Genomic DNA, 20,962 nt, shown 5'->3' with positions numbered 1-20,962 from the left:
TGCATCAATCGAATTAATTGAAAAAGAATAAATGTCTGCAGCACAAAATCCACCAACTGAAAATCAACCGAAATCAACTGAAAACTGGTATACATCATGGTTTGACTCTCCGTATTATCACATCCTTTACAAAGAACGAAACTACAGAGAAGCTCAGGTTTTTATGGATAATCTTACACATTATCTAAATCTTCCTGAAAAAGCAAAAGTATTGGATTTAGCTTGTGGTAAAGGCCGTCATTCTATTTATTTGAACCAATTAGGATTTGATGTCCTTGGTGCTGATTTATCTGAAAACAGCATTGCCGAAGCTACTAAAAACACCAATGAAACGCTCCATTTCAAAGTTCATGACATGCGTGAACCTTTTGAAGAAAAATATGACGCCATTTTCAATTTATTTACCAGTTTTGGCTATTTCGAAAATGACGAAGACAATCTAACAACATTAAAAGCCATCAAAGAAAGCCTTTCTGAATATGGTTTTGCCGTGATTGATTTTATGAATGTAAACCACGTAACAGAAACATTAGTTCCCGAAGAATCAAAAACAGTTGAAGGAATCGATTTTAATATTAAACGTTATCTAAAAGATGGTCATATTTATAAAGAAATTGATTTTGAAGATAAAGGTCAAAAATTTCATTTTACCGAAAAAGTAAAAGCGCTTACGTTAAAAGATTTTGAGGAATTAATGGAAGAAGCCGGAATTTACTTATTGGATATTTTTGGAGATTATAAATTAAAAAAATTCCACAAAACGGATAGTGAACGACTAATCATGATTTTCAAATAGTTGTTAATTCGGTTAAACAGATTAATAAATAAACGGTTAAATAAATAATGAATTATCTTTTACCATTACTTTCCGTACTAATAGGGTATATTTTCGCTTTGGTTTTAAGACCAAAAAATAAAACCAACCTAAAATTACTATTGGCTTTTAGCGGTTCCTTTTTACTTTCCTTAACGGTAATGCACTTATTGCCCGAAGTATACGAAAGCGTTAATCCAAAAATTGGAATTTTCATCATGATGGGAATCTTATTTCAAATCATCTTGGAATTTTTCTCCAAAGGTGCTGAACACGGTCACGTTCACGGCCGCGAGACAATGAACCAAATCCCGTGGTTGTTATTCATCAGTCTTTGCATACATGCTTTTCTGGAAGGATTTCCCGTAAGCCACCACCATGATTTAGCGGTGGGAATTGCCATTCATCATTTGCCAATCGCGATTATTTTGACCACCTTTTTCATCAATGCAAGTCTGGATAAAAAAGCGATACTTTTTTTCATGGCAACCTTTTCAATTATGACACCGCTGGGAACATTTTTGTCTGATTATATGCCCATCTTAAACGTATATTATACAGAAATCACAGCCATTGTAATAGGAATATTATTTCATATTTCATCCACCATTATTTTTGAGACTAGCGAAGGACACAAGTTCAATATCGCCAAAGTTTCAATGATCATTTTTGGAATTGCCTTGGCGTATTTTATATAATTTTACAATTTGGGCGTGACCACAAGGGTCGGGCTATTCGCTGCAATCCCTCACGCAGAAAAATAAATGTACGGATAACTCGCAAGTTGTCCCTTCAAAAAAAAACAAATATGACTTTTACTAAAACCACCGAACAATCCTCAAAATACGAACATTTAGAAAAAATGTCGGTTCAAAAATTGTTATCTAATATCAATCAGGAAGACAAAACCATACCGCTTGCCGTAGAAAAAGCCTTGACGCAAATAGAAAATTTAGTGACAGAAATCGTTAGCAAAATGAAATTGGGCGGACGATTATTCTATATTGGCGCAGGAACTTCTGGCCGATTGGGAATTCTTGATGCCTCGGAATGTCCACCAACATTTGGCGTTCCTTTCGATTTAGTAATCGGGATTATTGCCGGTGGCGACACCGCAATCCGCAGAGCCGTAGAAAATGCCGAAGACAACGCTATTCAAGCCTGGATTGATTTGAAAGCTTTCAATGTAAATATAAATGATGTAGTTGTGGGAATAGCCGCTTCTGGAACAACGCCTTATGTTATTGGCGGATTGCAAGCCTGTAACGAAAATAAAATTACCACAGGAAGTATTTCTTGCAATGCAGGAAGCCCGCTTTCACTAACCGCAAAATTCCCTATCGAAGTGGTTGTCGGACCAGAATTTGTAACTGGAAGTTCCCGTATGAAAGCAGGAACAGCCCAAAAACTGGTGCTGAATATGATTACCACGACCACCATGATTCAACTGGGAAAAGTGAAAGGAAACAAAATGGTTGATATGCAATTGAGCAATAGCAAACTGGTAGATCGCGGCGTAAAAATGATTATGGGAGAAATCCCTGTTTCTTATGAAGCTGCAGCAGCATTATTGAAAAAATACGGAAGTGTTCGGAAAGCGGTTGATAAGTATAACGGTCAATAAACAGTCGCAGTTTTCAGTCGCAGCGTCATTTCGAGGAACAAAGTAATCACACTTCGTTTTTAGCATAATTTATAACTCCAAATTCATAACTTAAAATGGCAACTAACAAAGAACTATTATCCAAAGGAATTAAATATTTAGCAGGCGCTTTACCGTTGCTATTTATAGGCCCGTCCGTGATTTATAATGCGTTTATGAACCAACAAAATGTGTGGCATTATTTGGTTTTAGCAATAGGAATTATTGCTTGTCTTATTGCTATGTTTCTGATGTATTTGGGATTAAAAACAATTATGAAAAGCTTATTTAACGACTAATTTGTATCTTTACTAAAAATTTTAATCATGGATATTCAAGCTGAAATAAATTGGATTCATCAAGAGATAGATAAAGTAAAAGATCCTTCTTTTGTTGAAAAACTCAAACATCTTTTACAATCACTCCATTCGACAGCCGATGAAACTAGTATTGATTATATACTGATATTGACAATGCATTAGAAAGCATCAAAAACGGCAATTTTCATTCTGATGAAGAAGCAAGATCAATCTCAAAAAAATGGGGAAGAAAATAATCTGGTCAAATAATGCTTTAGCCCAATTAGAAGGTATTCATTTTTATATTTTTTTTGAAAGCAAATCAATCCAAATTGCTGACAAGGTAATCGAAGCTATCTTTGACAGTACCGAAATTCTTAAAACCCAACCGGAAATTTTCAAGCTCGACAAACAAAAGACCAATAATGATGGCACTTTTCGTGTTTGTCCAATTTTATGATTATAGCATATCCTATCAAATTACTAAAACTACAATTCTAATTCTCCGTGTGAGACATAACGCCCGAAAATCGAAAATACTCCCATGGAAAACCTAATTCACGTTCAAAAAACATTTGAAAAAATCGTTTACACTGATAAGAAAGTAAACAACCGAGAATTTGAAGATTGCGTTTTTAAAAACTGTGATTTATCAAATAGTGATTTTTCCTATAGTAGCTTCATGGATTGTGAATTCATCGATTGTAATCTGGCTATGACCAAATTATCAGGGACAAGTTTAAAAGGAATACAATTTAAAAACTGCAAATTACTGGGTATTCAATTTGAGGAATGCGACGATTTCCTGTTTAATGTCCATTTTCAAGAATGCGTCTTAGATTATTCTTCGTTTGCGAATAAAAAGATGCCAAAGACAAAATTCAATTCTTGTTCGTTAAGAGAGGTTAGCTTCATTGGAACCAATCTTACGAATTCCTTTTTTGAAAACAGCAATTTGGAGGGTACTATTTTTAACAATACCCAATTAGCAGGAGCTGATTTTTCAAAAGCAACTAATTTTAAAATTGATCCCGAATTCAATCCCATGAAAAAAGCCAAATTTTCCACTCAGGGAATTATTGGGCTTTTAGATAAATATGATATTAAAATCGAATAACTAGCCCTGATTGAAGTGGAAATCCTTTTTTGAGGTTTTTACCGAAAAAAAGATTGAAACGTAAAGCAGGAAACAGCTCCAAAAAATATGAAAAAAATAATCCTCCTCCTCCCATCACTATTGCTGATGTCTTGCTACAATGTGGAACGCAATTGTGCAGCCTTTAAAACTGGGAAATTCAAATTTGAACACGAAGTCAACGGCGTAAAAAAAACAACGGTTTTTGAGCGAAATGACAGCCTGGAAATTGAAACGTTTGAAGGAAAGACGGATACCGCTTCGATTCGTTGGGTAAATGATTGTGAGTATATTTTACAGAAATTACATCCCAAGAATATGGCAGAAGAAAAGGCTATTGACATGAAAATTTTGACAACATCGAAAAATTCTTATACCTTTGAATTTGGAATGGTTGGCGTTGACACTAAACAAAAAGGTACTGTCACCAAAATTTCTGATTAACAATTTCACCTTAAAAACTTACAAATCATAACTAAATAAAATGGAAGTATTTTTAAATGCCGATGCTTGGATTGCCCTATTAACATTGACCTTTTTGGAAATTGTATTAGGGATTGACAACATTATTTTCATCTCGATTGCCACTGGGAAATTGCCCGCTGAACAGCGTAAAAAAGCTACTAAAGTGGGAATGTTTCTTGCTATGTTCATGAGAATTGCGCTTTTGTTTGGAATTAATTTATTAATTCAAATGAAAAAACCATGGTTTCATATCGATTTAAGTTGGTTTTCAGCAGGAATTACGGGTCAAAGCATAATTCTATTATTAGGAGGATTGTTCTTGATTTATAAAAGTACAAATGAGATTCGGGAGAAAGTAGATGAAAAGGGACATGAAGAAAAAGAATTAGGCAATGCGGCTACAAAATCATTTCAAAATGTGCTTTTACAAATCATTATGATTGATTTAGTATTCTCTTTTGATAGTATTCTTACCGCGGTAGGTATGACAAATGGGGTTGAAGGCGCTATTTATATCATGATTACTGCTGTGGTTATTTCAGTATTAATTATGATGCAATTTGCTGTTCCTGTTGGGAATTTTGTCAATAGGCATCCTTCTATTCAAATTCTGGGATTATCCTTTTTGATTTTAATTGGAATGATGTTACTTACTGAAAGTGCGCATTTATCTAATGCTTTAATCTTTGGAAACCACGTTACACCGGTACCAAAAGGGTATTTATATTTTGCGATAACTTTCTCTTTGTTAGTTGAAGTATTGAATATGAAAATGAAGAAGAATAAGTAAACAGAAATATATTTTTATGCAAAAGCTCCCGTAATGGAGCTTTTTTTTTGCTAAAAAACATACTGTCGCTTTACATAGCAGAATAAAAGAGATTCAAATTTGATCTTTTCTTTTTATAAATTAACTTCGGTGCTACAAATAAGCGTCATGAAAAATACTATCTCCCACAGAGTTGCAGACTTTTTAAAAAACTTCCCTCCTTTTAGCTTTTTACATCAAAAAGATATCGAAACTCTTTCTGAACAAATATCCATTATTTATAAAGAAAAAGACAGTGTGGTATTTACCGAAAACGAAGAAACACACAACTGTTTTTATGTAGTTCATAAAGGAGCTGTAACACTCCGAAATAGGAAAGAAAACGACATTTTGGACATGTGTGATGAAGGAGATATTTTTGGCTTAAGGCCACTTATTGCCAATGAGAATTACCAGATGGAAGCCCGAACCTATGAAGAAAGTATCCTTTATGCCGTTCCCATAAGCGTCTTCAAACCTTATGCACTAGAAAACAGAGCCGTAGGTAATTTTTTAATAGAAAGTTTTGCCTCTAATACACGCAACCCGTATTCCAAAAGTCATAGCGGCAAGCTATATGGTGAAACAATAGGGAGTGAAGCTTTGGATATTGATAAAAATCTATTGGATATACAGCCTGTAAAATATTCAAAAAAACTGATAACTTGTTTTTCTACAACTACAGCAAAAGAGATTGCTGAAACCATGACTAAAAAAAATGTGGGTGCCATTCTTGTTATAGAGGATAAGCTTCCCATTGGTATCATCACAGATAAGGATTTAAGGAACAAAATTGTGACAGGAGAATTCCCAATCACAACAACTGCCAACCTGATAATGACAACTCCTGTTATTACTTATCCCAAGAAAATGACCGTTACTCAGGCTCAAATGGCAATGATGAAAAGCAACATCAGCCATTTATGTCTTACAAAAGATGGCACGGCAAATTCAAAGGCTGTTGGAATTCTATCCAAACACGATGTGATGGTAGAACTTGGCAATAATCCAGCAGTATTGATAAAAGCGGTAAAAAGAGCTAAAAAAGCCAAACAGATAAAGCCGATACGAGCCAGCATAATGCAATTATTACAAGGATATTTAGACCAAAATATCCCTATGACACTGACTTCTAAAATAATTACCGAATTAAATGATGTTTGTATTAAGCAAATAATAGAAATAGCGTTAAAAAAAATGAAAACGCCTCCACCGGTAAAATTTGCATGGTTGGCATTAGGAAGTCAAGGGAGAAGTGAACAGTTGCTTCATACTGATCAGGATAACGCCCTAGTTTATGAGGATGTTCCAGAAGAATTAAAAGAAGAAACTAAGAACTATTTTTTAGAATTGGCTACTCATGTCAATAAAGGGCTTTTTGATATTGGCTATGATTATTGTCCGGCAGAAATGATGGCTTCCAATCCAAAATGGTGCTTGAGCCATAGTGAATGGGAAAGTCTAGTGTACCATTGGATTACCAATCCTGGGAAAAATGAAGTCTTATTGTCTTTTATATTTTTTGATTACAGCCTTTCTTATGGCGATAGAGAACTCGTAAATAATTTGTCTGATTTTATTTTTGAAAATATAAAAGCCAATCCTGTATTTTATATTCATTTAGTCAGTGGAGCGTTGCAAAGCCCCTCTCCTACTGGATTCTTCAGACAACTTCTTGTAGAGCAGGATGGTGACCACAAAGACTTTTTTGACATAAAAAGACGCGCTTTAATGCCACTGACCGATGCAGCAAGAGTATTGATTTTGTCGCATTCAGTGAAATCTATTAGCAATACTCCGGAACGTTTTGAAAAATTAGCCGAATTAGAGCCTCATAACAGCGAATTGTATTTAGCCTGTTCCTATTCATACAAAGCGTTATTAAAATTCAGAACCAAACAAGGGCTTTTGCATCATGATTCCGGTCAGTTTATTGCCTTGGAAACGCTATCCAAATTAGAAAAAATAAAGCTCAAGAGAACTTTTAAAACTATAAAGGAACTTCAAGAAATCATTACCATCCGATTTAATGCTTCAAACATATTATAATGATGAATTTCTTTAAAAAAGGTAAAGCTGCATTATTTAAACTTTGGAAGAAATCCGAAAAATCATCCGAAGAGGAACAGTCAAACGACATTAATACTACGCGTTTTGTTGTATTGGATACTGAGACTACCGGATTTGATTATACAAATGACCGAATACTTTGTATTGGGGCCATCGTCCTGCAAAACAATACGATTCCCCTACATCATAGTTTTGAAGTTTTTATTCAACAAGAACATTATGATCAGGCAACTGCAAAAATTCATGGAATTCTGAAAGAATATGTTCTAGATCGCCCCACTGAATTAGAAGCCTTACAACATTTTTTGGCCTTTTTAGGTGACTCCATTATAATTGCCCATCATACTATATTCGATATAACCATGATTAATAAGGCACTGGAGAGAAACGGATTGCCGAAATTAACAAATAAGACTTTAGACACTGCTGTGCTGTATAAAAAAACGCTGTTGGTTTCTCATTTATTGGAACGCAAGGACAATTATAGTCTGGACGAGCTTGCCGATAAATTTGATATCTCTAAAAAGGATAGACATACGGCAATGGGTGATGCCTATATTACCGCAATTGCCTTTTTGAAAATTCTAAACAAATTGAGATCTAAAAAAGAGCTTACCTTAAAACAGTTGTTCAAATAAAACAAAAAAAATGATAAAAACTCATAAAAAAAGCTCCTTCTGGAGCTTTTTTTATTCTAAAGATAAAGTTATTTGGCCATCATCGTCAAGTTGAATAGCTGCATCATCAGCGTCCGTTTCTCCTTTCACGTCTAATTCTTCGGGAATGATTTCCTCAGGAGCTTCGTAAGGCAAAGATTCCAATAGGTTTACTTGTTTCAACTTATCGGTTGTCAATTGGTTTCCTAAAGCTTTAAACCCTTTTAAAGCGATAAAGGATTCAATATCCACCGTCATATTTTCCTTTTGAACTCCTTTTACTTTTGCAAAAACTAGTTCGGCCACAGGACGATAATCCGTAGCTACAATTTCAAGATGTGAATTAGCATGTTCCGTGATAAAACTTTCCTCTTTGTTCTCTGTTTCCACCAAGAAACGTTTGATATAATACCGTTCCTTTTCTCCATCATAATAAATAGCTGAGATTGGTTTTTTAGGAACCCATTTTTCCAAAACTACCATATCTTCATCAAAATGAGTCGATAATTCCGGCGTAATTACTTTTATTTTACCAGATTGTGAAATGATCAGAATCTTATCACTTGGTCTAAATTCTCCCAATAATTCTCCCCTTCCATCGACGTTTAGTCGTTGGACAGTATCGTCAAACCAAACTTTTCGTGGCAATAATGTCGAAATTCCTTTCTCTTTCAGTTCAATTTTTTTGATAGGATATTTAGTTACCAAATTCCCTTTGGAACTTCTTCCTTTTATTGCCAAATTAGCGAAATCAATATCGAATTTCAGTTTTTTGACACTTCCTACCTGACGCAGTATTATAGTAATCACCTCAGCCTCCCCATTGGGATTACAAGAAAAATATACTACTTGAGAACCTGTAGTTTCATTGGTTAAATCATAAGCCTTATCACGGGTTACTCCAGAAACATTGAAACGTTTGATATAAGATGGACCAGATTTTCCGTCCCGATAAATCATATTATAAATAGTACGCTTGTCGCTTTTGTCAAAAATAGCAATGTGAATAATATCTTTGCCTACAAAAGTTTTAGCATCCACTTTGGTAATCATCATTTTCCCGTCACGCAGAAAAACAATTACATCATCAATATCCGAACAATCGGTAACGTATTCGTCTTTTTTCAAGCTCGTACCTACAAATCCTTCTTCCTTATTTACATATAATTTGGTGTTTCTTAAAACTACTTTTGTAGCTTCAATATCATCAAAAATACGAAGCTCCGTTTGGCGTTCCCGTCCTTTTCCGTATTTCTCTTTTAACTTGGTAAAGTAAGCAATCGCAAAATCAATCAGGTTTTCTAAATTGTGTTTTACTTGTTCAATATCGCCTTCCAAAGATTCGATTTTATCCTGCGCTTTATTGCTGTCAAATTTAGAAATACGCATGATTCGGATATCCAGTAAACGCAGAATATCTTCTTCGGTAACCGCACGTTTTAAGTGTTTCGTATGTGGTTTCAAACCCTCATCCACCGATCTGATTACGCCTTCCCTAGTGGTTTCCTCTTCAATGTCGCGGTAGATTTTATTCTCTATAAAAATACGTTCCAAAGAAAGAAAATGCCATTGTTCCTCCAATTCACTCAACTGAATTTCGAGTTCGCTTTTCAATAGTTGAACAGTTCTGTTAGTTGAGATTTTCAACATCGCAGAAACCCCGATAAACAACGGTTTATTATCCTCAATCACACAGCCTAATGGTGCTACCGAAGTTTCGCAAGCCGTGAAAGCAAACAAGGCATCAATCGTTTTATCTGGTGAAACTCCTGGAAAAAGGTGAATTAATATCTCTACCTCAGCAGCGGTATTGTCCTCAATTTTCTTGATTTTGATTTTCCCTTTATCATTCGCTTTCAAAATACTGTCTATCAAAGTGGTCGTATTGGTCGAAAACGGAATTTGGGTAATCACCAAGGTATTCTTGTCTAGCTGTGCGATTTTGGCACGTACACGAACTCGTCCACCACGCAATCCATCATTATAATTAGACACATCGGCAATACCTTGTGTCAAGAAATCAGGATATAAGGTAAATGGTTTGCCTTTTAAAATTTTTATTGACGAATCAATTAGTTCATTAAAATTATGAGGTAAGACTTTCGTCGAAAGACCAACAGCGATTCCTTCCGCTCCAGAAGCCAATAATAATGGAAATTTTACAGGCAGATTATTGGGCTCGGCACGACGACCATCGTAAGAAACGCCCCAGTCTGTAATCTTTGGAGAATATAAAACTTCTAAAGCAAATTTAGACAAACGCGCTTCAATATATCGAGAAGCCGCAGCTCCATCTCCCGTTAGGATATTTCCCCAGTTTCCTTGACAATCAATCAACAATTCTTTCTGACCTATTTGTACCATTGCATCACCAATACTCTGATCCCCGTGTGGGTGATACTGCATGGTGTGCCCTACTACATTGGCCACTTTATTATAACGACCGTCATCTAACTCTTTCAAAGAATGCATGATACGACGTTGCACCGGTTTAAAACCATCTTCAATCGCAGGAACTGCACGCTCCAAAATTACATATGATGCATAATCCAAAAACCATTCCTTGTACATTCCTGTAACTTTAGTAATGGTATCATTTTCATCTTCTTCATTTTCGTAAAAGTGCTGTCCTTCAAAAGATTTTTTATCTACATCAATAATTTCATCTGAATCATTTTCTTCTTGATTTTCATCAGTAGAATGATCTTTCGGATTATTTTCTTCGTTTGCTGGAATTATGTTATCGTCTTCTTCGTCTTTCATTTATACTGAATGCTTAAATCTTACTTTAAAGTATTGTTTATCCTTAAAAAATTAATTTTAATTATTTTCTTTTTGCATTTCTAATTTAACCCGGAACTATTTCAAATTCTTTTCATAAAAAATTTTACCTGCTCGGTTGATATGGTCTTTTAAACTTTCAGAAGTTAATTGATTATAAATTGAAATGTCAAATAAATAAGGAGTATTCAAATCATCTATTTCAAAATTTATTTCTCCTAATAAACCATACTTTAATTCATTTCCAAAAAGTGTCAGGTCTATATCGGAACCAACTCTGTAATTCTCTTTGGCTCGGGAACCATAAATAATTACCTTCTCGATTTCAGAATGTTTTTCAAAAACCGAATTTATTTTATTGACTGTTTCCTGATTTAATCCAAACTTCATCATAAAAATGTTTTCATTCTTTCATTAAAATTAATAAAAGCTAAAAAATAAACCTCTTTTATTTTGTGAGCTATTTTGTCGACTGTTTCCTCATTATAAGTATGAACGCTTTCATTTCGGCTTTCAATCATATCCATCCAAATTTGCCCCTCCTCAAATAAGCCTTTATTAAAAGCTTCTCTTGTAGCGCTTCTTGATCCAACAATATTTTGAATTCCTTCAAATATCAAAAAATCTTTCATCACATTCCAAGCCAATTCATGTGTATATTCAAAACTTTGAATCAAACCCTGCTCTTCAAGTTCATTAAGTTCCCCTTTTTCAATAAATTTTGTTAATTGAGAAAGTGCTTTTCCAAAATTCTGAAACCTTTGCTTCCATCGAACATCTTGATTTTCCATATTACTCTATATCGTTTGAATTTTAAACTTTCTCAATCACATCCAACTCCACCTTCAAATTCTTGATGATAAACTCCTGTCGGTCTGGTGTATTTTTTCCCATATAGAAGGATAGTAATTGCTCAATGGAAGTATTTTTATCCATCATAATAGGGTCCAAACGAATGGTTTCTCCAATAAAATTTTTGAACTCATCTGGAGAAATTTCTCCCAATCCCTTAAATCGAGTGATTTCTGGTTTTGGTTTTAATTTTTCCATTGCCTCTTTTCGCTCTTCTTCCGAATAACAATATATCGTTTCTTTCTTGTTTCGGATTCTAAAAAGGGGTGTTTGTAAAATATATAAATGCCCTTCTTTTATTAATTCAGGAAAAAACTGCAAGAAAAAAGAAATTAACAACAACCGAATGTGCATTCCATCGACATCGGCATCCGTTGCAATTACAATATTGTTATACCGCAATTTTTCTAATCCGTCTTCAATATCAAGTGCTGCTTGCAACAAATTGAATTCTTCATTTTCATAAACAATTTTCTTGCTCATTCCGTAGGAATTCAAAGGCTTACCACGCAAACTAAAAACTGCTTGAGTGTTCACATCACGCGATTTTGTAATCGACCCGGAAGCGGAATCCCCCTCAGTGATAAAAAGCGTACTCTCTAGTCTTTTAGGATTCTTAATGTCGGTAAGATGGGCTCTACAATCCCTTAATTTTTTATTGTGAAGATTTGCTTTTTTGGCACGATCAGTAGCTAATTTTCGAATTCCTGATAATTCTTTTCGTTCTCTTTCGGCTTGAAGAATTTTGCGAAGCAAGGCATCAGCAGTTGCTGTATTTTTATGCAAATAATTATCTAACTTCGTTTTTACAAAATCATTTATAAAAGTACGCACTGATGGCATTCCTGGCTCTGAACCCATATCAGTCGATCCCAATTTAGTTTTGGTTTGCGACTCAAAAACGGGCTCCATAACTTTAATACTTACCGCACTTACAATAGATTTACGCACATCTGAGGCTTCGAAACTTTTATTATAAAACTCTCTAATGGTTTTTACAATAGCTTCCCGATAGGCTGCTAAATGCGTTCCTCCTTGTGTAGTATTTTGTCCATTTACGAAGGAATGGTATTCTTCGCTGTATTGTGTTTTACTGTGCGTCAAAGCAATCTCAATATCCTCTCCTTTTAGGTGAATAATTGGATATTCCAAATCATCGGCATGAATGGTTTCTTCCAATAAATCTTTCAGACCATTTTCAGAAAAATATTTTTCACCATTGAATAAAATAGTCAAACCATTGTTTAAATAGCAATAGTTTTTAAGCATTTTGATTACATATTCATATCTGAATTTGTAATTTTTAAAAATTGCTTCATCTGGAATGAAACTAACTTTAGTTCCTTTTCGTTTGGTTGTATCTATGATATCTTCTTCCAGAACTAGATTTCCTGCTGAAAATTCGGCTGCTTTCTGTTTTTCGTCCCGAACGGATTCTACACGGAAGTAATTAGACAAAGCATTGACAGCTTTTGTTCCTACTCCATTTAAACCAACGGATTTTTTAAATGCCAACGAATCGTATTTCCCACCCGTATTCATTTTGGAAACTACATCAATCACTTTTCCCAATGGAATTCCACGACCGTAATCTCTAACTGTAACGGTTTTGTCTTTAATAGTCACCTCAATTGTCTTACCCGCACCCATGACGAATTCATCGATACAGTTATCGAGGACTTCTTTTAGCAGAATGTAAATACCATCATCCGGAGAGGAACCATCGCCTAGTTTCCCAATGTACATTCCGGGACGCATGCGAATATGCTCTTTCCAGTCGAGCGACCGAATATTATCTTCGGTATATTGATTTTGATCGGACATTGTAAATTTTGTGGATTTTGTGCTAATGTAGTCTAATTCAATAAAATTTAAAACAGGAAACCATCAAAGTTATTAAGAATGATATTGATATTTTCAATTGAAAGATTAAAAATTTGAAAGATTGAAAAAAATTAGAAATTCTTAACAATATCTCTCAATTGGTTATCCAATTCGGGATTCGAAATTTCCTCGTTTATAACATCAAAATTAGCATCAAAACTGGGAAGAGAGAACGTTGCTTTTAAATTACCACCATAAAAAGGAAAAGCGTTTTTGGCTATTTCCAAAACGGATGCCCCTCCTCTGGCTCCAGGCGATGTTGCCATAAGTAACATTGGCTTTTCCTGAAAAACCTTAGCCGTTATTCTGGAACACCAGTCAAACACATTTTTGAAAGCCGCAGAATAATTCCCATTATTTTCTGCTAGTGAAACAACTAAAATATCAGCTGTAGCAATTTTAGCCAAAAATGCTTTTGCTATTTCATGCTGACCAATTATTTTTTCAATATCAACACTAAACAAAGGCATTTGAAAATCATTCAAATCCAACACCTCCACGTCGGCATTTTCGAAGAGATGGGCTGCATAAGTTGCTAATTTTTTATTGATGGAGTTTTTACTTGGACTTCCTGCGAAGGCTATGATTTTCATACTAATTTATTTTCACTAAAGTAATAAAATTTAAAAAATTTGTCAGACAGAAAAGATGATCTTAAAATAAATTACTTATAATATTTTTTCAATTTCATATTTATCTCTTTTGGATTAAATGGCTTTATAATATATTCATTTATCCCAAACTGCATGGCTTTCTCAAGATAACCGTAAGAAGAAGAGGCTGTCAATGCAATAATTGGAATCAATACATCAGTGTTCCTTATGATTGCTGTTGCTTCATAGCCATCCATAACTGGCATCGATAAATCCATTAAAATAACATCATACGCATTTGATTTATATTTTTCAACGGCAATAAGACCATTTTCGGCCATATCAACATCTACATTCCATTGCTTCAATATTTTTTCGGCAATTTTAATGTTTATCAAGTTATCCTCCACCAAAAGAACTCTTAATCCTTCTAGATTTTCTTCTTCGTAATCATGCCATACAACGCTATTTTTTAGCTCTAAATTTCTTGAAAAAATCGGCAATTCTAAAACAAAACTAAAGGTAGAACCAACTCCTATTTCACTTTGTAATTCGATATCTGAATTCAATAAACGAAGTAGCTTTTTTGTTATTGCCAAACCTAAACCTGTTCCTCCAAATTGTCTGGTGGTTTTTGTTTCTGCCTGTTCAAACTTTTGAAAAATTAAGTGAAATTTTTCAATATCAATTCCAATTCCGTTATCAATAATTTGAACTTTAAAAATAGAAATACTGTCTTTTTGTTGGATTTGGTCAATTTTAATCTGAATCAACCCATTTTTAGTGAATTTTATAGCGTTTGAAACTAAATTTGTGATGATTTGGCCTATTCTCAAAGGATCACTAATTAGGTTTGAAATAAAATCATCGCCAATAATTATTTCAATCCTATTTAGGTTTTCTGATGCTTTTATCTCCAAAGATTTTCCGATATGCGAAACTAATTCCTTAAAGTCAAATGGAATTTTTTCAACATCAATTTTTCCTGCTTCAATTTTATTAAAATCTAGAATATCATTTATGAGCAGAAATAAATTTTGGGCAGAATATTTTAAAACTTCTAGGTTTTCCTGGAAACTATTTAACGTATTTTCTTTTTCCATGATGTAAATCAAACCAATAATTGCATTTAGAGGAGTTCGAATTTCATGGCTCATGATAGAGAGAAAATCTGACTTGGCTTCATTAGCTTTTTCAGCATTAGATTTTGCTAAATACAATTGATCTTGAAACTCTTTCTTAGATTCTATTTCATCATGTAAAATTCGCAATAAATCAATTGGGCTCTCCTCGTTACCAAGTTTTATTTCATTATCGTTTAATTGCTTTATAGCTTGAATTAACTTGTCTTGTATGTTTTCTTTTTTATCTAATTCTGATTTTAATTTTTGATTTATTTCATAATATTCTAAATCGTTTAACCGTGAAGATTGCTCAAATAATTCGGCATCTTTTTCAAAATTAAGATACGATAGATTTATAACTTCAATAAAATTGTGGAAAACCTCATTATCCGCAATGAAATCTTCTGAAAAATGCTTTTTTATTTGCCTGTTTAGTTGTCTGTGTAGATTTTCTATTTTCATTATACTTCTTCATAAATGGTTGCGATTGTCATCGTTTGATTGTGCAGCTCACAAGCTACTTTTTTAAACGTTGGAGAGATTTCACCATAAGAGTAAAAACCACAAACTAGCGTGTTTTTACCAAAAACTTCTTTTACGACTTCAAGTTCTTCTTCAATTCTATTGCCAAGAACCACTTTTCGTCCGACACAACTTACTAATAATGCTAATTCCGTTTTAGTAGATTGTTCTGAAAATATTTGTAAAGCGGCATTGTAGGAAGCATCTATGAGTTTATCTAAATTTCCTTTCATCAATCTGACGAAAGACCCTTGTGGAATATTACCCGCAAAAGTCATTGATTTTTTTTCCTCATCTATCGACAAGATGGTCCTTACAATGGGTGAAGCATTTATATTTTCTTTCATAGAAAGTGGAAAATACAATGACGAAGCAGGCAATTCTTCGGCGTATTTTCCAAGATACTCTTTGTATAAATCCAATGCGAACCTATCTCCTATTTTGTATAATACATTCTTTTCTGAAAGTGTAACTTCTCTTTCTGGACCAAAATCACTCCAACCTCCTTTAGAACTAAAACCAAAACGAATTGCGTTTCCATAAAAACCAACAGCAACAATTTTACCTTGAGAGGCATCGTTGTTTAATCCTACAATTGTTTTTTCGAATTTATATTCATCTCCAGCCAATCCCCCAAAAATAGGGATTGTCTCTTTCGTTTGTCTTATCAATTCGTTTATGAGCTCAGTCCCATTAACAAAACTGCCTTCAGAAAGAATAAGTATTGATTTTAGGTCTTCATTAAAGAAGTCTTTTTTAATTATATTCCCTAATTCCTGAATATCCGAGTTATTCAGAATATCAATCTCAGAAACTTTTATAGTTGTTTTTTCAAAATCTATTGCTGTAGCTACAATATTGTTTTCAATTAAACTGGCATTCGAAATTTGCCCGGAAGTAGAACAAATAACAATATGTGCTTTAGGATATAAATCTTTTATCTTTTTATATGGCATTACTTTTTCTAAAAAAACCCTTTCACCAAAAGCCAGAACAAGATTTGCTTTTGTCGAGTCAAAACCGTTCGTAGAAAAAACAACTTCCGCATCTTTTTTAACATTAATGACAATTTGTTCCAGTTTCATAGGGTTAGAAGTTTAAGTTTTATTTCATAATAAATTAACGAAAATTTTCCTTATAAACAAAAAAACTATAAAAGTAATTTTATAGTTTTTTTGTTTGGCAATAAACCAATTATATATTAAATCAATTTAAACATTAAATCTAAAATGCATAACATCACCATCTTTAACAATATATTCTTTTCCTTCTACCTTGAATTTTCCAGCTTCTTTACATTTTGCTTCTGAGCCGTAATGAACGAAATCTTCATACGCAATAACTTCGGCGCGGATAAATCCTTTTTCAAAATCAGTATGGATAACTCCAGCAGCTTGAGGTGCAGTTGCTCCAATATTAATGGTCCAGGCACGAACTTCTTTAACTCCTGCTGTGAAATAGGTTTGTTGTTTCAATAATTTATAAGCCGCACGAATCAATACCGATGCTCCTGGCTCACTTAATCCCATGTCTTCTAAGAAAACCTGACGCTCTTCATAGCTTTCCAATTCTGTAATATCAGCCTCAGCGCCTACAGAAAGTACGATAACTTCGGCATCTTCGTCTTTAACCAATTCCCGAACCTGGTCTACATATTTATTTCCGCTAACTGCTGAGTTTTCATCTACATTACAAACATACAATACTGGCTTAGCTGTAATCAATTGAAAAGCTTCCATTAAAACCTCTTCGTCGTTGTTTTGAGGAACTACTATTCTAGCCGATTTTGCCTGAAGTAACGTTTCTCTAATTCTATCTAAAAGTGCTTTCTCTGTCTGTGCTTCTTTATTTCCTGTTTTAGCAGCACGATTTACTTTTTCTAAACGTTTTTCAACATTTTCCAAATCTTTCAACTGCAACTCAATATCAATGGTTTCTTTATCACGAATTGGATTTACATTTCCATCAACGTGAACTATATTATCGTTATCAAAACAACGTAAAACATGAATAATTGCATTACACTCTCTAATGTTTCCCAAAAACTGATTTCCCAAACCTTCACCTTTACTGGCTCCTTTTACCAATCCTGCAATATCTACGATATCTACAGTTGCCATTTGTACGCGTTCTGGTTTTACCAATTCTTCCAATTTTTCCATTCTGGAATCCGGAACATTTACAACACCTATATTTGGTTCAATAGTACAAAAAGGAAAGTTAGCACTTTGCGCTTTTGCATTTGATAAACAATTGAATAATGTTGATTTTCCAACATTCGGTAATCCTACAATTCCTGCTTTCATGTGTAGATAATATTTATATTTTAATGAAATATGGCAACGCCATTCCTCATGCTATTTTTGCTTACCGATAACAGTCTCCTGCTAAAAGTTTTATAATTCACTTTAAAAGTTTGCAAATATAAGATTTAATAAATGTTTGATAGCATAATCAATACATTTCTGTATTGGCATTCTATCTTTTTACCATTTTACTATTTTAACACTATTTATTGGTCTATTGATTTTTTATAAAATAACAAACTAAATACTAATATTTTGTTAAAAAAAAATTATATTGCGCTCGATTTAAAACCAAACAAAAACCAAAATCAATTATTTATGAAAAAGTTTACATTATTATTTTTTTTGCTAAACGTCACGTTTCTTTTTGCTCAAAAAGAAATCTCCGGGGTTGTAAAAGATAACACTGGTGCCGAATTACCAGGTGTTAACATTATCGAAAAAGGAACAAACAACGGTGTCTCAACCGATATTGATGGGGCTTACAAAATAAAAGTTAAAGAAGGGGCCACTTTAGTTTTTAGTTATGTAGGATTTAATAAAGTAGAAAAAGTAGCTACAAATTCTATAATGAATATAGTACTAGCTGAAGAAGGAGGACAAAACCTTGAAGAGGTGGTAGTGACAGGAACAAGAACTGCTCCTAGAAGTAACACTACAACTGCACTACCTATTGATGTAATAACGTCAAAAGACTTAGCATCTACAGGGCAAGCTTCTTTTGATAAAGCATTACAGTACAAAATTCCATCTTTTAATACGGTTCAAACTCCTGTTAATGACGCAACTTCATTACTTGACCCTTATGAAATTAGAAATTTAGGACCAAGTAGAACACTTATACTTATTAATGGTAAGCGTAAGAATATGAGTGCATTGCTTTACACTCAAACTTCTCCGGGACGAGGTGAAACAGGTGCTGACATATCAGCAATACCTCAAGATGCTATCGAAAGAGTAGAAATACTTCGTGACGGTGCATCTGCCCAATATGGATCTGATGCTATTGCTGGAGTAATGAACATTATCTTGAAAAAAAATACTAATGGTGGTTCTGCAACAGTTAGAACAGGTATTACTGGAAAAGGTGACGGAGAAATGATAGGGATCAGTATTAACAATGGTTCTACAGTAGGCGACAAAGGTTTTGTGAATTACACTGTAGATTTTTCTAAAGTTAAATTAGCCAACAGACCCGGTATTCTAAACGCACAAGATGAATCTGATTATTGGGGTGTTCCATTGGCTACAACACAAGCGTTTCTTGCTGTAAAACCTGATGGTGGAAATGTTAATGGTTCTCCAGAGACAGCAGCAGCTAAATTTGAAGTTAATGGAGGAAGTGATTTAAGTGAAAATTCAAAAATTTATTACAATGCTGCTTACGTTTATAAAAAAGTAAATTCATTTGCAAATTATAGAGCTCCATATTGGAGAGCAGCTGCCGATATGCCTTATCTTGCAAGCTTATATGGAAATGGTACAGCAGCTTCTTATTTAGGGTATGTTCCAACCTTTATAGGAGACTTGAATGACTACAATGCTACATTAGGTTACAAAAATGTGACAAATGGCTGGAATACTGATGCGAGTGTTACTATTGGTGGTAACAAACAAATTTATACTGTTACAAATTCTCAAAACAGATCTAAGGATTCTAATGGTAAATTTATTTATGCTGCTAATCCAAACATCTATACTGGACAAACTACATTCCGTCCAGGTGGAACATCATTCAATCATCTTGTTGGAAATATCGATGTTTCAAAAGTTTTATCTGATAAGATAAGCATTGGTTTTGGAACTGAATTTAGAACTGAAAATTTCGAAGTTATTAGTGGCGACAAACAATCTTATGATGGTCTTGGTGCTGACTCCTTTCAAGGGAATGATCCATCAAACTCGGGAAAATTCAATCGTTACAACTTAGGCGCTTATTTAGATATTGCTGTTGATTTCACCAAAGATTTCTTAGTAAATGGTACCGTTCGTCATGAAGATTATAGCGATTTTGGTGCTGCAAATGTTTGGAAGTTAAGTTCTAGATACAAATTTTTTGATGATAAATTCACATTAAGAGGTTCTATTTCTACAGGATTTAGGGCTCCTTCATTACACCAAATTTATACCGAAAAATCACAATCAACCTTTTCAGGAGGCGCAATTGCAGTAACGGGAATTATAAGCAATGTTTCGACAGCAGCGCGAACTCTTGGAGTTCCTAAACTTACTGCTGAAAAATCTGACAATATAACCTTAGGATTTGGAATCAAACCTATAAAAAATTTCAATTTTACTTTAGATTATTATAACATTAAGGTAAAAGACAGAATTGTATTAGGAAACCTAGTTAATGGTCAAGCATACTTTGTAAATGCAATTGATTCTAGAACTGCCGGACTTGACTTTGTTGCTGGATACAGAAACATCATGTTAGGTTCTGGAAAATTAGCCCTTAATTTATCTGGAAACTACACCCTTGTTAACGAAAGAGTGGGAGCTGTAAAAAATCCTGCAAGTGTAACAGCACTTCCTGGAAATCAAACTGTTTTTAATGCTACTCAAGATGCGTTAATGTTTACTTCCAGACCAAAATTCAAATATATTTTTGGAGGAGATTATGAAATTGGTAAATTTAATTTCTCGCTAAACAATACAGTTTTTGGACCAACAAAATTCAAAAATGCTGATTATTCTGATCCAGGATTATCTACTGAATTTTCAACAAAAATGGTTACTGATTTAGGTATTAATTTTAATGCCACAAAAAAATTATCATTGGCCTTAAACGTTAATAATATATTTAATGTAATCCCAAAATACAAAATAACATCTGATGGTTCTGCATCTGCAAATGCAATTGTAAATAATCCTGCATTACTTCATGCTCAGGATATGAATATAACTTTTGATGGTCGTTATAATACAATGACTTACGATGGCTTTCACTTTAGTCAATTAGGAACTATGTTTAATTTATCTTTGAACTATAAATTCTAATTCGATTATTG

At 33.8% G+C, this 20,962-nt stretch carries 20 protein-coding genes; 12 read left to right on the top strand and 8 right to left on the bottom strand.

The window, feature by feature from the left end; genetic code table 11:
• The first annotated feature begins 31 nt into the window (after positions 1-31).
• The 11 genes from ACM55G_RS10305 (at position 32) to ACM55G_RS10255 (ending at position 7,871) form a co-directional block, all read left to right on the top strand.
• On the top strand, positions 32-796 hold the full coding sequence (locus ACM55G_RS10305) for a class I SAM-dependent methyltransferase (RefSeq protein WP_416843838.1): 765 nt from the start codon (positions 32-34) through the stop codon (positions 794-796).
• Positions 797-843: 47 nt separating this feature from the next.
• Complete coding sequence (locus ACM55G_RS10300) at positions 844-1,512, top strand: ZIP family metal transporter (RefSeq protein WP_416843837.1); 669 nt, start codon at positions 844-846, stop codon at positions 1,510-1,512.
• A gap of 110 nt (positions 1,513-1,622) precedes the next feature.
• Positions 1,623-2,438, top strand: coding sequence for an N-acetylmuramic acid 6-phosphate etherase (murQ, locus tag ACM55G_RS10295; RefSeq protein WP_416843836.1), 816 nt, complete (start codon positions 1,623-1,625; stop codon positions 2,436-2,438).
• A 95-nt stretch (positions 2,439-2,533) separates the two neighbouring features.
• Positions 2,534-2,755, top strand: a complete 222-nt coding sequence (locus ACM55G_RS10290; protein ID WP_416843835.1) for a DUF6095 family protein — start codon at positions 2,534-2,536, stop codon at positions 2,753-2,755.
• Between the two features lie 27 nt (positions 2,756-2,782).
• Positions 2,783-2,938 (top strand): hypothetical protein, encoded by a 156-nt coding sequence (locus ACM55G_RS10285; RefSeq protein ID WP_416843834.1) that lies wholly within the window; start codon positions 2,783-2,785, stop codon positions 2,936-2,938.
• 58 nt (positions 2,939-2,996) lie between these two features.
• Positions 2,997-3,215 (top strand): type II toxin-antitoxin system RelE/ParE family toxin, encoded by a 219-nt coding sequence (locus tag ACM55G_RS10280; protein ID WP_416843833.1) that lies wholly within the window; start codon positions 2,997-2,999, stop codon positions 3,213-3,215.
• An 84-nt stretch (positions 3,216-3,299) separates the two neighbouring features.
• A complete protein-coding gene (locus ACM55G_RS10275) occupies positions 3,300-3,872 on the top strand; it encodes a pentapeptide repeat-containing protein (protein ID WP_416843832.1) in 573 nt (190 codons plus the stop codon).
• Positions 3,873-3,959: 87 nt separating this feature from the next.
• Positions 3,960-4,334: a DNA topoisomerase IV gene (locus ACM55G_RS10270; RefSeq protein ID WP_416843831.1), complete on the top strand. Its 375-nt coding sequence runs from the start codon at positions 3,960-3,962 to the stop codon at positions 4,332-4,334.
• Positions 4,335-4,374: 40 nt separating this feature from the next.
• A complete protein-coding gene (locus ACM55G_RS10265; RefSeq protein WP_416843830.1) occupies positions 4,375-5,145 on the top strand; it encodes a TerC family protein in 771 nt (256 codons plus the stop codon).
• A gap of 147 nt (positions 5,146-5,292) precedes the next feature.
• Positions 5,293-7,212 (top strand): DUF294 nucleotidyltransferase-like domain-containing protein, encoded by a 1,920-nt coding sequence (locus ACM55G_RS10260; protein WP_416843829.1) that lies wholly within the window; start codon positions 5,293-5,295, stop codon positions 7,210-7,212.
• Complete coding sequence (locus ACM55G_RS10255; protein ID WP_416843828.1) at positions 7,212-7,871, top strand: 3'-5' exonuclease; 660 nt, start codon at positions 7,212-7,214, stop codon at positions 7,869-7,871. Before ACM55G_RS10260 ends, ACM55G_RS10255 begins: the two co-directional genes overlap by 1 nt.
• Positions 7,872-7,922: 51 nt before the next feature.
• Here ACM55G_RS10255 and ACM55G_RS10250 read toward each other — a convergent pair whose 3' ends face one another.
• The 8 genes from ACM55G_RS10250 to ychF all read right to left on the bottom strand — a co-directional run bounded on the left by ACM55G_RS10250 (position 7,923) and on the right by ychF (position 17,951).
• On the bottom strand, positions 7,923-10,652 hold the full coding sequence (locus ACM55G_RS10250; protein WP_416843827.1) for a DNA gyrase/topoisomerase IV subunit A: 2,730 nt from the start codon (positions 10,650-10,652) through the stop codon (positions 7,923-7,925).
• Positions 10,653-10,748: 96 nt separating this feature from the next.
• Positions 10,749-11,063 (bottom strand): nucleotidyltransferase domain-containing protein, encoded by a 315-nt coding sequence (locus ACM55G_RS10245; RefSeq protein WP_416843826.1) that lies wholly within the window; start codon positions 11,061-11,063, stop codon positions 10,749-10,751.
• Positions 11,060-11,461, bottom strand: coding sequence for a nucleotidyltransferase substrate binding protein (locus ACM55G_RS10240; RefSeq protein WP_143386439.1), 402 nt, complete (start codon positions 11,459-11,461; stop codon positions 11,060-11,062). The genes ACM55G_RS10245 and ACM55G_RS10240 overlap by 4 nt, the downstream gene beginning before the upstream one ends.
• A 22-nt stretch (positions 11,462-11,483) precedes the next feature.
• On the bottom strand, positions 11,484-13,346 hold the full coding sequence (locus ACM55G_RS10235; RefSeq protein ID WP_416843825.1) for a DNA topoisomerase IV subunit B: 1,863 nt from the start codon (positions 13,344-13,346) through the stop codon (positions 11,484-11,486).
• Positions 13,347-13,477: 131 nt separating this feature from the next.
• Positions 13,478-13,999, bottom strand: a complete 522-nt coding sequence (locus ACM55G_RS10230) for an NADPH-dependent FMN reductase (protein ID WP_416843824.1) — start codon at positions 13,997-13,999, stop codon at positions 13,478-13,480.
• Positions 14,000-14,070: 71 nt separating this feature from the next.
• A complete protein-coding gene (locus ACM55G_RS10225) occupies positions 14,071-15,585 on the bottom strand; it encodes a response regulator (RefSeq protein ID WP_416843822.1) in 1,515 nt (504 codons plus the stop codon).
• Positions 15,585-16,730, bottom strand: coding sequence for an FIST signal transduction protein (locus tag ACM55G_RS10220; protein ID WP_416843821.1), 1,146 nt, complete (start codon positions 16,728-16,730; stop codon positions 15,585-15,587). The genes ACM55G_RS10225 and ACM55G_RS10220 overlap by 1 nt, the downstream gene beginning before the upstream one ends.
• A 126-nt stretch (positions 16,731-16,856) precedes the next feature.
• The gene (ychF, locus tag ACM55G_RS10215) at positions 16,857-17,951 is read right to left on the bottom strand and encodes a redox-regulated ATPase YchF (protein WP_416843820.1); all 1,095 of its coding nucleotides are present in this window, start codon (positions 17,949-17,951) and stop codon (positions 16,857-16,859) included.
• Positions 17,952-18,269: 318 nt separating this feature from the next.
• Between ychF and ACM55G_RS10210 the strand changes: the two genes are divergently transcribed.
• Positions 18,270-20,951: a TonB-dependent receptor gene (locus ACM55G_RS10210; RefSeq protein WP_416843819.1), complete on the top strand. Its 2,682-nt coding sequence runs from the start codon at positions 18,270-18,272 to the stop codon at positions 20,949-20,951.
• The last annotated feature ends 11 nt before the right edge of the window (positions 20,952-20,962 follow it).

This window comes from Flavobacterium algoriphilum (assembly GCF_048158655.1).
GTDB lineage: Bacteria > Bacteroidota > Bacteroidia > Flavobacteriales > Flavobacteriaceae > Flavobacterium > Flavobacterium algoriphilum.
The sequence above is the reverse complement of the archived record's forward strand: the minus strand, read 5'-3'. Positions and strand labels throughout refer to the sequence as shown.